Source organism: Burkholderia stagnalis (genome assembly GCF_902830275.1).
In the GTDB taxonomy this organism is placed as follows: Bacteria; Pseudomonadota; Gammaproteobacteria; order Burkholderiales; family Burkholderiaceae; genus Burkholderia; species Burkholderia stagnalis.
In genome coordinates this window covers 194,630-207,173 of the sequence record NZ_CADESW010000001.1, presented here as the reverse complement: position 1 = coordinate 207,173, position 12,544 = coordinate 194,630, and the positions used below count along the sequence as shown (strand labels likewise).

Genomic DNA, 12,544 nt, shown 5'->3' with positions numbered 1-12,544 from the left:
ACGAAGTCGGGCCGGGTGGCATCGGGCCATTCTGGTGGACGCCGCCCGCGCGGGACAAGCAACGATTTGAACTATGCTTATCGCCGCTTCGCGGGTTGCCGGGCCGGGTGGTGGGCGCGGCATGCGGCGGGCGGGTATTGGACATTCGATCAGGATTCCGATCGTCTCAAATGGCGTCGCATGCCGAATCCGGCAGTCGCCGAATGGAAACGCGCTGCAACGGCGATGGCGGATTGGCATGCCGACCGGCCGGAGCATTCGATCAAAAGAGCGCGATTCGGGCCCGTCATATTTACCGGGTTCTCCGCGCGGCGTGCGAATGAATTTCCGGCGCATGCACGCGATCCGACGCTTGAAATGGCGAACATGAAGCTGTCCGGCATATCGAAAAATCGAATGAAAATGGGTTATCCGGGTCGCTGGAAATGACGTATCGCGGCAGTTAACAATCTTTCTGCGGCGTGCGATCCGCGTCGATTGTCGCGAGAAATAATTGCAGCGGATGAGCTGCATGGTTTTCATCGTTGCGGGGTGCTATCCATAAATGCACTCCGACGCCAAATTATTTGAAATCGCCCAAAAAATTGTCTATACCCTAGACGAATCGACGTGGCCGGCATCGTGGCAGCACGGCCGCGCGAAAGAGGCGCAAATGAAACGGCACGTGCCGCCGTTGCATTCAGCGTGTCGCAGCAGTCGAGAGGACTCCGGGGGATGCGGGCGGCCGATGCCGGGCCACCCGCATGAGTCGCAACCTGGCTCACGCCATGCGCAGCCGCCGGAGCAACGCAGCTTTTTTACGTTCAACGGTCGATTACCGGCCCCGTCACACGGAGGTTGTCATGCTGCAATACGTCAAGTCCCTGCTGCGCGACGAACGTGGCGTCAGCTCGCTCGAATATGCGGTTCTGGCCGGTATCGTCGTGGTCGCGCTGGCGGCGGTCGGCGCGATCCTCAGCAGCACGTCCGGCGGCTTGCCGAGCGTGTTCTCGACGCTGATCACGAAGGTGACGAGCCTGATCTGATCCCCTGAACCCGCGCGCCACCGACGCTTGCACGGATCCGCAGCGGCAGAGCGCATCGTGCCGGGGGCGCGCCGACGAACGGCTCTCCCATGCTCACGCTCGTGCAGTCGGTGGCGACGGTCGTGCTGGCGTCGCTCGCGGTGCAGGATCTGCGCGACCGGCGCCTGTCCAACCGCGCGGTGCTGGCGTTCGCGATGCTGTATGTCGTCGCGGCGGCGCTCGCGCGCGAAGGCGTCGCGCCGCTGGCCGGCCACGTCGCGACCGCCGCGGCGATGCTGCTGCTGTTCGGCGGCATGCGTCACGCGGGCTGGCTCGGCGGCGGCGACGTCAAGCTGGCGGCGGCGGTGTTCCTGTGGGCCGGCCCGGCGCTGGCGTTTCCGGTGCTCGTGATCGTCGGCGCGTGCGGCACGCTGTGCGGCATCGCGATGCTGGCGGGCGGCGCATGGCGGCGGCGCGCGGCGCCCGCACGCGCGGCCGCCGGGCGTGGCGTGCGCGGTGTGCCATATGGCGTCGCGCTCGCGCTCGGCGGGGCGCTGGCCGTCTGGGCGCCGTTTCCTTACGCGGTTTCGCCAACCTAGCCGGGGGACGCACGCCGCCATGCCCAAGACCCTGAGATTGGCCGTGCTGATCGTCGCCGCCGGCATCGGCGCGTTCATCCTGCGCGAAGTGTACGTCGCCGCGTCGACGCCGAAGATCGCCGGCGAAGCGGCGGACGAGCGCGTGCGCGTCGCGGCCGCCGACTTGCCGGAGGGGCTGCTGCTGCGCGACAACGATCTCGCGTGGAAGCGCCTGCCGCGCGCGCAGGTGCCGCCCGGCGCGTTCGTCGAGTCGCAGCCCGGCGCGGACCTGAAGGGCGCGCTGCTGCGCAGCCGCGTCGGCGCCGGCACGCCGATCCGCGCGGAGAACGTGATCCCGGCCGGCGCGCCGGATTTTCTCGCGGCGGCGCTGCAGCCCGGCATGCGCGCGATCTCGGTGCCGGTGGACGACGTGTCGGGCAACGCGGGGCTGATCCAGCCGGGCGACTTCGTCGACGTGGTGCTCACGCAGCAGATCGGCGGCACGGCGACGACGCCCGGCACCTACGAAGCGGAGACGGTCGTGCGGCGCGCGCGCGTGCTTGCGGTCGGCTCGGAATTCCAGCGCGCGAAGGCGCCCGCGAGCGCGCCGGACGCGACCGCCCGCGCCCGCACGGTCACGCTCGAAGTCGCGCCGCGCACCGCGCAGGTCGTGCTGGTCGCGACGCGCCTCGGCTCGCTGTCGCTCGCGCTGCGCAGCTTCGCGATGCGCGACCGCGGGCAGACGCCGGGCGGCGACGAACAGGAGCCGGATACGCAACCGGTGTGGGCCGGCGACGTGTCGCGCGCGGCCCGCGAGGTCGCACGCGCGCCGTCGGCCGCGCCGGATGGCGGCGTGCGGCCGGCGTGGCAGGGCAACACGGTGGTGATCTATCGCGGCTCGTCGGTCGACGACGGCTCGCGCGGCGGCGGCATCGGCACGCCGGGCCTGCCGCCGTTGCCGTCCGGGCTACCGGGGCTGCCGGGCGGCGGCACGATCGCCGCGGATGCGGCGGCGCAGCCGAGGGCGGCCGCGCCGCAGTGACGGATCGGGCCGGCCGCCCGACGGCCGGCGTTTGATTTGACGGGAATACGCATGGTGCGCATGGTTCGTTGGATCGCTCTCTGGTGCCTGGCCTGCGCCGCCGCCCCCGGCGTCGCGCTCGCGCAGGACGCGCGCGCGACGGATGCCGGCGCGGCGCTGTCGATCGCGACCGGCAAGGGCGAGATGCTGTCGCTGCCCGAGCCCGCGAGCGCGATGTTCGTCGCCGATCCGAGCATCGCCGACATCCAGGTGCCGTCGCCGCGCACCGTGTTCGTGTTCGGCAAGAAGGCCGGCACCACCACGCTGATCGCCCTCGGCGCGAACCACCGGCCGATCCTGCGCAGGACGGTGATCGTGCAGGTCGACACGGCGTCGCTGCAGCGCGTGCTCGACAGCCGCTTCCCGCAGCTGAAGCTGTCGGTGTCCGGCGCGCCGGGCTCGCTGATGGTGTCGGGCAAGGTGCCGAGCGCGGCCGATGCGGACGCCGTGATGCAGTCGCTCACGCCGTACCTGCACGACAAGGAAAAGATCGTCAACCGGCTGATGCTGTCGCGCCCGATCCAGGTGAACCTGCGCGTGCGGGTGACCGAGGTGAGCCGCAACATCACGCAGCAGCTCGGCATCAACTGGAGCGCGCTCGGCGGCGCCGGCAACTTCGTCGGCGGGCTGTTCAACGGGCGCACGCTGTTCGATCCGACCACCAGCCTGTTCAACCTGTCGCCGACGGGCGCGTACTCGGTGCTCGGCGGCTTTCGCGCGGGGCGCTGGTCGATCGACGTCGTGCTCGACGCGCTCGACCAGGAAGGGTTGATCACGATGCTCGCCGAACCGAACCTGACCGCGATGTCCGGCGAGACCGCGAGCTTCCTCGCGGGCGGCGAGATTCCGATCCCGGTCGCGCAGAGCGGCAACAACGGCGCGATCACGGTCGAATTCAAGCCGTTCGGCGTGTCGCTCGACTTCACGCCCACCGTGCTCGCCGACAACCGGATCAGCCTGAAGGTGCGGCCGGAGGTGAGCGAGGTCGACGCGACCAACAGCGTGACGACCGGCGGCGTCAAGGTGCCGGGGCTGAGCGTGCGGCGCGTCGAGACGACGGTCGAGCTGTCGAGCGGGCAGAGCTTCGCGATCGGCGGGCTGCTGCAGAGCCAGACCGCCGACACCGTGTCGCAGATCCCGGGGCTCGGCCGGCTGCCGATCATCGGCCGGCTGTTCTCGTCGAAGAACTTCCAGGACAGCAAGACCGAGGTGGTCGTGATCGTCACGCCGTACATCGTCCAGCCGGCCGGGCCCGGCCAGCTCGAGCAGGCGATCGATACCGTCGCGCGGCCGAGCAGCGACCTCGAGTTCGCGGTGCAGCGCAACCTCGGGCTCGACCTGCTGTCGGGCGACACGCCGCGCCTGGTCGGCGCCGCGGGCTTCGTGTACTGACTTCGGGGAGCGCGCGCATGCGAGTTCGAACCACCGTCTCCGCCTTGCTGCCGCTGCTGCTGGCGGGCTGCCTGTCGGCGCCGCCGCCGCTGAACCTGCCCGATGCGCGGGCGATCGGCTTCGACGGCACGCGCGCGGTGCCGCCCGATTGCGCGAAGCTGATGCAGCCGTCGCACCTGGTCGACGCGGGCTTCGGCCGGCCGGGCGTGCCGTTCGGCTGCGCGACCTACACGAACCTCGCGACGATGCTCGCGCGGCCGCAGGATCTCGTCGCGCCCGTGCCGTACGGCGGCGCCGACGCGGCCGTGGCGTCCGACGCGGTGCGCCGCTACGTCGAGGACCGCGTGAAGCAGCCGACGCCCGGCAAGACGCTGACGACGACCGGCTCGCCCGGCCACTGAACCGACTCCCGACGCCCATGAAGGTCCTTGCACGCCAGAACGCCAAACGCGCCGCTCCCGCCGGAGCGGCGGATCTCCTTGCGGTGGTGTCCGATGCGGGCAGCGAGGACGTGATCCGGCGCGTCGCGCAGGATCTGTCGATCACGCGCGCGCACCTGCACACGGGCACCTGCGACGACGCGATCCGGCTGCTGCAGCAGCACGAGCGCTCGCCGCGCCAGCTCGTCGTCGACGTGTCGGATTCGGTGCTGCCGGTGTCGGACCTGATGCGGCTCGCGGAAGTGTGCGACCCGTCGGTGCGGGTGGTTGCGATCGGCACGCAGAACGACGTCGGGCTGTTCCGCAACCTGCTCGGCATCGGCGTGCAGGACTACATCGTCAAGCCGCTGACCGTCGAGCTGATGCGGCGCGCGCTGACGGCGACGGAATCGGTCGTGCAGGCGCGCACCGGCAAGACCGTGAGCTTCGTCGGCGCGCGCGGCGGCGTGGGCGCGACGACGATCGCGGTGAGCCTCGCGCGCTGCCTGGCGGGCGAGAAGCGCCGCCGCGTGGCATACATCGACCTGAACCTGCATGGCGGCGGCGCGAACTCGATGCTCGGGCTGTCCAGCAACAACGGGCTGATCGAGTTGCTGAACATGGAGCAGCGCCCCGACGACGCGCTGTTCGACCGCATGTTCGTCACCAAGGGCGACCGGCTGCACGTGCTGTCGGCCGAGCTGGCGTACGGCGCCGACGCGCCGCTGCGCGACGGCGCGATCGCGCGCCTGGTCGACATGCTGAAGGACCGCTTCCACTACGTGCTGTTCGACGTCGGCGGCGGCGTGGGCAGGCTGTTCGAGGACGCGCTCGAGGCGTCCGATCTCATCTATGTCGTTGCCGACCGCTCGGTGCACGCCGCGTACGAAGCCGCGCGGCTCGCGCGCTTCGCGCGGGAACTGCCGGGCGAGCGGCTGCTGTCGATGGTGCTGAACAATCCGCTTGCGCCGGTCGAGGGCCGCGTCGCGCCGGCCGATTTCGAGGAGGCGTTCGGCGGCGTGCGGCTGCGCGAGCTGCCGCACGAGCCGCAGACGCTCGCGGTCGCGGAGAACCTCGGCGAGCCGCTCGACGGCGCGAAGCGCAGCGGTTTCCGCGACGAGATCCGGCTGCTCGCGAACGGCATCACCGGCGAATCGATGGCCGTCGCCGAGCCGTGGTACGCGCGCTTCGTCAAGTGGAGGAAAGGATCGTGAAGTTCGGCACCCGCAGCCGGCCGACGGCCGACCCCGTGCCGGCGGCACCGGCCTCGCCCCCGGCCGCCGTGCGCTCGCCCGCGCCTGCGCCGATGCCGACCCGCGCGCCCGTGGCCGCCGACACCCACGAGTCGCTGATCCGCTCCGGCAAGTTCGATGCGATCCGCACCGCGGTGTTCGCGTCGATGAACATGTCGGCGGCGCTGATGAAGACGCGCGACGAAGTGCGCGCGGGCATCGAGCAGGTGGCCGCGCACACGGTCGAGCGCGAGCAGCTGAAGATCACGGCCGGCGAGCAGGTGCTGATCGTCGACGCGATCCTGAACGACATGTTCGGCGTCGGGCCGATCGAGCCGCTGCTCGCGGACGACACGGTGACGGACATCCTCGTCAACGGCCCCGACCAGGTGTACGTCGAGCGCGCGGGGCGGCTGGAACTCACGTCGCTGAAGTTTCGCGACGACGCGCACGTGACGAGCGTCGCGCAGCGGATCGCGGCGGCGGTGGGCCGCCGCGTCGACGAGAGCAGCCCGATGGTCGACGCGCGCCTGGCCGACGGCAGCCGCGTGAACGTCGTGCTGCCGCCGATCGCGATGCGCGGCCCGTCGATCTCGATCCGCAAGTTCGCGAAGCGCGACATCACGCTCGCGCGGATGGCGCAGCAGGGCAACATCTCGCCCGCGATGCTGCAGGCGCTGAAGATCGCCTGCACGTGCCGGCTGAACATCGTGATCTCGGGCGGCACCGGCTCGGGCAAGACGACGCTGCTCAACGCGCTGTCGCAGCATATCGAGGAGCACGAACGGATCGTGACGATCGAGGACGCGGCCGAGCTGCAGCTGCTGCAGCCGCACGTCGTCAGCCTCGAAACGCGGCCGGAGAACACCGAGGGGCTCGGCGGCATCTCGCAGCGCGACCTCGTGCGCAACGCGCTGCGGATGCGGCCCGACCGCATCATCCTCGGCGAGATCCGCGGCCCCGAGGCGTTCGACGTGCTGCAGGCGATGAACACGGGCCACGACGGCTCGATGACGACGATCCACGCGAACTCGCCGCGCGACGCGATCAGCCGGCTCGAGAGCATGGTGATGATGGCGAACGCGAACCTGCAGCTGCTGTCGATCCGCCGCCAGATCGCGAGCGCGGTGCACCTGTTCGTGCAGGTCGAGCGGATGCGCGACGGCGTGCGCCGCGTGACGCGGATCACCGAGATCGTCGGGATGGAGGGCGAGGTGGTCATCACGCAGGACCTGTTCTCGTTCCGCCAGGAAGGCGACACCACGCGCGACGCGGTGAAGGGCGTGTTCGACGCGTCGTCGCTGCGGCCGGCGTTCGCGGCGCGCGCCGCGTACTACGGCGTCGAGGACGCGCTCGCCGAGGTGTTCCGGCAATGAGGGCCGCCGACCTGTTCGCGGTGTGCGCGTTCGTCGTGATCCTCGGGATCGGGCTCGCGCTGTCGTCGCTGCTCGATCGCGCGCGCCACACGCCCGCGCAGCGCATTCGCGAGCGGATGCGGCGCCTGTCGCCGTCGCTCGCGGGCCGCGGCGCGGGCGCGGCCGACGGGGGCGGCATCGCGCTGTTCAACCTCGAACGCCGGCAAAGCCGCGCACGCACGTGGCTGCAGCGCTACGTGACGCGCGTGCGCGCGGTGGGCGGCGAAGGCGGCATGCGGATCGTCATCGCCAGCACGGTGGCCGGCGCGCTCGCGGCGATCGTCGCGGTGAAGCTGATCGGGCCGCCGGGCTTTCTGCGTCCGCTGATCTACGTCGGGCTGCCGCTGGTCGCGATGCGCGCGAGCTACCGCGCGCTGGTCGAGCGTTTCCGGATCCGCTTTCTCGAGGCGTTCCCGGACGCGATCGACCTGATCGTGCGGGCCGTGCGCGCGGGCATTCCGGTCACGCAGGCGATCAGCACGGTGGGCGACGGCGCGGCCGAGCCGGTGCGCTCGACGTTCCGCACGATGGGCGACAGCCTGCGGGTGGGCGCGGATCTCAAGGAGGTGCTCACGCAGGCGGCGGACCGGCTGATGATCGCGGACTTCTCGTTCTTCACCGTCTACCTGCTGCTGCAGCGCGAAACCGGCGGCAGCCTCGGCGAGACGCTCGACGAGCTGTCGAGCATCATCCGCACGCGCCGCGACATCCGCTTGAAGACCCGCGCGCTGACCGCCGAAGGGCGGATCACGACGAACATCATTTCGGCCGTGCCGTTCGTGATGATCGGCGCGCTGTTCCTCGTGAACCGCGGCTACGTGATGCTGTTGTTCACGACCCATGCCGGCAACATGATGCTGACGATCGCCGCCGGGCTGCTGGCGGTCGGGCTGCTGACGATCCGCAAGATCTCGAAACTGGATACCGCGCGATGACGATGTCGATGCTGGCCGCCCGCGGCCTCGAACTGCTGCTGTTGCTCGTGTGCGTGGCCGTGGCGCTCTTCACGCCCGGCGGCGGCACGCGCCGGCGCATCGCCGCGCGCGTGCAGCAGGCGGCCGGGCAGCGCGCGCCGTCGCTCGCGGCCGGGCGGCTGCAGCCGGGCGACGTCCGCCAGGGCGTGACGCAGCGGCTCGCGCAGCTCGGCGAGCGGCTGCCGGTGCTCGACCCGATGCAGCGCGTGAAGCTCGGCCTGCAACTGGCGCGCGCGGGCTTTCGCGACCGCCGCGCGGTGTCGCAGATGATCGGCATCAAGCTGGGCTGCGGCGTGCTGTTCGCGGGCATCGCGATCGTCTTCAGCCCGTTCATTCCACGCCTCGGCGAATACTTCGTGATCCGCGCGCTGGCGATGGTGGCCGCGTTCGTGATCGGCGTGATCGTGCCCGAGTACGTGCTCGGCGCGATGATCCGGCGGCGGCGGCGGGCCATCGCCGCGTGCTTTCCGGATGCGCTCGACCTGCTCGTGATCTGCACGATGGCCGGCAACAGCCTCGCGTCGGGCATCCGCCGCGTCGCGCACGAGCTGGCGCGCATCTGCCCGCCGCTGGCCGACGAGCTGACGGTGTGCGCGGACGAGCTGACATTGAGCGGCGACGTGTCCGCGACGCTCACGCATTTCGCGACGCGCGTCGACTTCACGTCCGCGCGCTCGCTCGCGACGACGCTCACGCAGTCGCAGCGGTTCGGCACGCCCATCACGCAGGCGCTGCGGACCCTGTCGCGCACCGAGCGCAACGAGCAGATCGTCGCGCTCGAGGAACGGGCCGCGAAGCTCGCGCCGAAGATCACGCTGCCGATGATGCTGTTCATTCTGCCGACGGTCTGCCTGATCGCGGCGGGCCCGGCGGCGATCCGCCTGCTCGAGGTATTCAAATGACCCGATCCGTCGTACGTGTGCTGATGCTCGCGGCCGTGCTGCCGGTGCTGGCCGGCGGCTGCGGCGCACCGGGCGTCCAGACGCGGCCGGTGCTGTCGCACAAGCGCGACGATCCGCAGGCCGAACTGCGCATCGCGGACAGCGCGCTCGCCGGCGGCAACGTCGATCTCGCAACGACGCTGTACGAGAAGGTGCTGACCGCGCACCCCGATTCGCTCGCCGCGCGCCTGGGGCTCGGCGACGTCAACTACCGCACCGGCAACCTGGAGCGGGCGCGGATCCTCTACGACGAAGCGCAGCGGCAGGCGCCCGCGGAGCTCGGCCCGCAGCTCGGGCTCGCGCGCGTCGCGCTGCGGCAGCGCCGGCTCGACGATGCCGCGCAGCGCTATCGCGACCTGCTGGCGGCGCAGCCGAACCACCCGCTCGCCGCCGAAGGGCTCGGCACCGTGCTCGACCTGCAGGGCCGCCATGCGGATGCGCAGGCCGTGTATCGCGACGCGCTGCGCGCGCATCCGGACGCGCAGGGGCTGCGCGTCGATCTCGGGCTGTCGCTGGTGCTGAGCAACCGGCCGCGCGAGGGCGTGAACGTGCTGCTCGACGTGGCGGGGCTGCCCGACGCGCCGTGGCAGGCGCGCCAGAACCTCGCGTTCGCGTATGGCGTGCTCGGCAATACCGATTCGGCGAAGAAGCTGCTGTCCGCGGACCTGCCCGCGTCGGCGGTGGCCGACAACCTGCGCTTCTACCAGGCGGTGCGCGCGCGGCTCGCGTCGCGCGGGGCGGGCGGGGGCGTCGGTTCGGCGTCGCTGTCCGGCGCGCTGGAGCCGGGCGCCGCGCCGCCGGGCACGGGGGCCGCAAAATGACACGCGGGGCGATGGGCGCGCGCCGCGCGCGCGGCGTCGTGTCCCTCGAGTTCGTGCTGATGCTGCCGTTCCTGCTGATGGTGCTGCTCGGCATCATCGACACGAGCCTGATCCTGTGCGACAAGGCCGTCATCACGAATGCGAGCCGCGAGGCCGCGCGCGCCGGCGTGGTGCTGCGCGTGCCGATGCTGACCACCACGCAGATCGCCAACGTCGCGCTCAGCTACACGCAGAACAGCCTGATCACCGGCGGCACCCCGACCACGCCGACGGTGAACGTGACCCAGGCGAACGGCACAACGTCGGGCACCGCGCTGACGGTGACGGTCACCTACACGTATACGGGGCTGGTGCTCGGTTCCGCGTTCAGCGCGCTGACCGGCCCGGTGACGGTCTCGGCCACCTCGGTGATGCTCTATGAGTGACGCGGGCGGCGCGCGGCGCATCGTTGGCGTGCAGCAGCGCGGCTCGATCGCGCTGTTCTTCCTGCTGTTCCTGATCCCGCTGCTGTCGTTCGGCGCGCTGGCGATCGACGTCGCGTGGGTGGCCATCGCGCGCAACCAGCTGCAGAACGCCGCCGACGCGGCTGCGCTCGCGGGGGCCGACGCGATGATGTCGCCGAGCGGCGGCGCGCTGAACTGGTCGCAGGCCGCGTCGGCGGCGAACGGCGTGATCGCGCAGAATTCGGCGGCCGGCGCCCCGCTGTCGTCCGGCACGGTGGCCACCGGGTACTGGAACATGACGCGCAGCCCCGCGGGCATGCAGGCGACCACCATCACGCCCGGCGCGTACGACGTGCCGGCGGTGCAGGTGACCGTGTCGCGCGCGCCGGGCGTGAACGGCGGCTCGATTCCGCTGCTGCTCGGCGGGCTGCTGGGGATTCCCGGCGCGTCCGGCAGCGCGACCGCGGTGGCGGTGCTGGCCGCGCCGGGCGGGGTGGCGGCCGGCGGGCTGTTTCCGGTCGCGATCGACCAGTGCGTGTACAACCAGTACTGGAACGCGGCCACCAACCAGCCGCTGATCAACCCGCTGACGAACCAGCCTTACGAGTTCTCGATCACGAACGGCCAGACCTACGGCGCATTGTGCATGGGCGGGCAGTGGACGTCGTTCCAGTCGACCGCGACCGACACGACGACGATGGGGGCGCTGATGGCGAGCGGCAACCCGACGACGCTGAACATCGGCGACAGCATCTACCTCGCGACCGGCGTGAAGGCGACGCTCTACACGTCGGTGCCGGTCGGCTCGACCGTGATCCTGCCGGTCGTCACGCAGACGGCCAGCAGCACCTACGTGCCGATCGTCGCGTTCGCGGCGTTCCACGTCGACGTGTCGCTCGGCGGCTCGTACAAGTACATCCAGGGCCATTTCGTCGCCGGCGTGAAGATGACCGGCGTCGCGACCGGGGTCGGGCCGTACTACGGCGTGTACGTGCCGCCGCGGCTCGCGATGTGAGCGCCGGCGCGCGCGCGGCGCAGCAGCATCAGCAGCGCGAGCAGCGTCACGGCCGGGCCGATCTGCGGCAGCTGCAGCCACGGGTTCAGGTATTCGCCGAGCGGCAGCAGCCACATCAGCGCGATGGTGGCCTGCTCGCCGCGCAGCCAGCCGTCGCGCCAGCCGATCCCCAGCATGCACGCGGCCGCGATGCCGAGCCACACGAGCTCGTAGTGCCATACGTACGGGTTCGCGGCGAGCGTCGCGACCGCGAGCACCGCCGCGCGCACGCGGATGTCGCGCGAGCGCGCCCACACGATGCACGCGGCCGCGATCGCGATTACCGCGACGCACGCGTGCGCGGCATACGCGGCCGCGAGCGGCAGGCCCGCGAAGCGGAACGCCGCGAACGGCGTGGGCGACGCGAGCCAGAACACGACGCTGTGCTCGAGGATGATCGAGCGCGCGAGCCCCGCGCTGGCGACGAACAGGCGCAGCGATTCGACGCCGCAGACCAGCACGCTCAGCGCGACGAACGCGGTGGTGGCCAGCGCGGCCCACGCGATCGTGCGCCACGCGCGCGCGGCGACCAGCACGAACGGAAACAGCAGCGCCATCTGCGGCTTGACCGACAGCAGCGCGATGCACAGGCCGGCCCACATCGGCCGCCGCTCGGCCCAGTAGACGGCCAGCGCCGCGCACGACACGGTGAGGAATGCGTTCTGCCCGAACATCGCGGTGACGAACACGCAGGGCGCGGCGACCAGCGCGAACGCGCAGCAGCGGCCCGCGCCGGGGATCGCCGCGAGGCCCGACACGCGCCACGCCGCGAAGCCGAACACGACGACGCCGAACGCGACGAACAGCGGATAGCCGACCGCATAGGGCAGCAGCGCCAGCGGCGTCACCAGCAGCAGGTAGGTGGGCGGGTAGAGCCACGCGAGGAAGCCTTCGCGATGGAAGTACGGGAACATTCCGGCCGACAGCCGCGAGAAGGTCGGGTAGTCGTAGGCCTGCCACGGCGTGCCGTGCAGCATCACGTAGGACGCCGACCAGAACACCGAGAAGTCGGCGCCCGGGCGCGACGTGACGGGGCCGGGCGCGCTGTGGATCACCCATGCCCAGATCGCGGCGAACTGCAGGCAGAACACGAGCACGAACGCGCTGTACACGACGACGCGCTTCGGCGTCAGCCACGCGCGCACGGGGCGGTCTGTCGCTTGCATCGAGTGTCGGGAAATGTCCATGCG

At 71.1% G+C, this 12,544-nt stretch carries 14 protein-coding genes; 13 read left to right on the top strand and 1 reads right to left on the bottom strand.

Going from position 1 to position 12,544, the window contains the following annotated elements; genetic code table 11:
• The first annotated feature begins 66 nt into the window (after positions 1 to 66).
• From HWY45_RS00910 to HWY45_RS00850, 13 genes are all read left to right on the top strand, one after another.
• Positions 67 to 429 carry a hypothetical protein gene (locus HWY45_RS00910; protein ID WP_150998204.1) on the top strand — a complete coding sequence of 121 codons (363 nt, stop codon included), beginning with the start codon at positions 67 to 69 and terminating at the stop codon, positions 427 to 429.
• 413 nt (positions 430 to 842) lie between these two features.
• Positions 843 to 1,025 (top strand): Flp family type IVb pilin, encoded by a 183-nt coding sequence (locus tag HWY45_RS00905; protein ID WP_059884242.1) that lies wholly within the window; start codon positions 843 to 845, stop codon positions 1,023 to 1,025.
• Between the two features lie 89 nt (positions 1,026 to 1,114).
• The gene (locus HWY45_RS00900) at positions 1,115 to 1,603 is read left to right on the top strand and encodes an A24 family peptidase (RefSeq protein ID WP_059563571.1); all 489 of its coding nucleotides are present in this window, start codon (positions 1,115 to 1,117) and stop codon (positions 1,601 to 1,603) included.
• Between the two features lie 19 nt (positions 1,604 to 1,622).
• The gene (cpaB, locus tag HWY45_RS00895; protein ID WP_059884241.1) at positions 1,623 to 2,624 is read left to right on the top strand and encodes a Flp pilus assembly protein CpaB; all 1,002 of its coding nucleotides are present in this window, start codon (positions 1,623 to 1,625) and stop codon (positions 2,622 to 2,624) included.
• 51 nt (positions 2,625 to 2,675) lie between these two features.
• Positions 2,676 to 4,055 (top strand): type II and III secretion system protein family protein, encoded by a 1,380-nt coding sequence (locus HWY45_RS00890; RefSeq protein WP_059884240.1) that lies wholly within the window; start codon positions 2,676 to 2,678, stop codon positions 4,053 to 4,055.
• 17 nt (positions 4,056 to 4,072) lie between these two features.
• Positions 4,073 to 4,456, top strand: coding sequence for a CpaD family pilus assembly lipoprotein (locus HWY45_RS00885; RefSeq protein ID WP_059563574.1), 384 nt, complete (start codon positions 4,073 to 4,075; stop codon positions 4,454 to 4,456).
• A gap of 17 nt (positions 4,457 to 4,473) precedes the next feature.
• The gene (locus HWY45_RS00880; RefSeq protein ID WP_059884239.1) at positions 4,474 to 5,688 is read left to right on the top strand and encodes a CpaE/TadZ family protein; all 1,215 of its coding nucleotides are present in this window, start codon (positions 4,474 to 4,476) and stop codon (positions 5,686 to 5,688) included.
• Complete coding sequence (locus HWY45_RS00875) at positions 5,685 to 7,082, top strand: TadA family conjugal transfer-associated ATPase (RefSeq protein ID WP_059884238.1); 1,398 nt, start codon at positions 5,685 to 5,687, stop codon at positions 7,080 to 7,082. Before HWY45_RS00880 ends, HWY45_RS00875 begins: the two co-directional genes overlap by 4 nt.
• Positions 7,079 to 8,056 (top strand): type II secretion system F family protein, encoded by a 978-nt coding sequence (locus tag HWY45_RS00870; RefSeq protein ID WP_059808374.1) that lies wholly within the window; start codon positions 7,079 to 7,081, stop codon positions 8,054 to 8,056. The genes HWY45_RS00875 and HWY45_RS00870 overlap by 4 nt, the downstream gene beginning before the upstream one ends.
• Positions 8,053 to 8,997 carry a type II secretion system F family protein gene (locus HWY45_RS00865; protein WP_059884237.1) on the top strand — a complete coding sequence of 315 codons (945 nt, stop codon included), beginning with the start codon at positions 8,053 to 8,055 and terminating at the stop codon, positions 8,995 to 8,997. The genes HWY45_RS00870 and HWY45_RS00865 overlap by 4 nt, the downstream gene beginning before the upstream one ends.
• Positions 8,994 to 9,857 (top strand): tetratricopeptide repeat protein, encoded by an 864-nt coding sequence (locus HWY45_RS00860; protein WP_059563579.1) that lies wholly within the window; start codon positions 8,994 to 8,996, stop codon positions 9,855 to 9,857. The genes HWY45_RS00865 and HWY45_RS00860 overlap by 4 nt, the downstream gene beginning before the upstream one ends.
• Positions 9,854 to 10,282 carry a TadE/TadG family type IV pilus assembly protein gene (locus HWY45_RS00855; RefSeq protein ID WP_059563580.1) on the top strand — a complete coding sequence of 143 codons (429 nt, stop codon included), beginning with the start codon at positions 9,854 to 9,856 and terminating at the stop codon, positions 10,280 to 10,282. Before HWY45_RS00860 ends, HWY45_RS00855 begins: the two co-directional genes overlap by 4 nt.
• Positions 10,275 to 11,315, top strand: coding sequence for a TadG family pilus assembly protein (locus HWY45_RS00850; protein ID WP_059884236.1), 1,041 nt, complete (start codon positions 10,275 to 10,277; stop codon positions 11,313 to 11,315). The genes HWY45_RS00855 and HWY45_RS00850 overlap by 8 nt, the downstream gene beginning before the upstream one ends.
• Here the strand turns inward: HWY45_RS00850 and HWY45_RS00845 are convergent.
• Positions 11,279 to 12,541: a glycosyltransferase family 87 protein gene (locus HWY45_RS00845; protein WP_059884235.1), complete on the bottom strand. Its 1,263-nt coding sequence runs from the start codon at positions 12,539 to 12,541 to the stop codon at positions 11,279 to 11,281. The genes HWY45_RS00850 and HWY45_RS00845 overlap by 37 nt on opposite strands.
• Positions 12,542 to 12,544 lie beyond the last annotated feature (3 nt).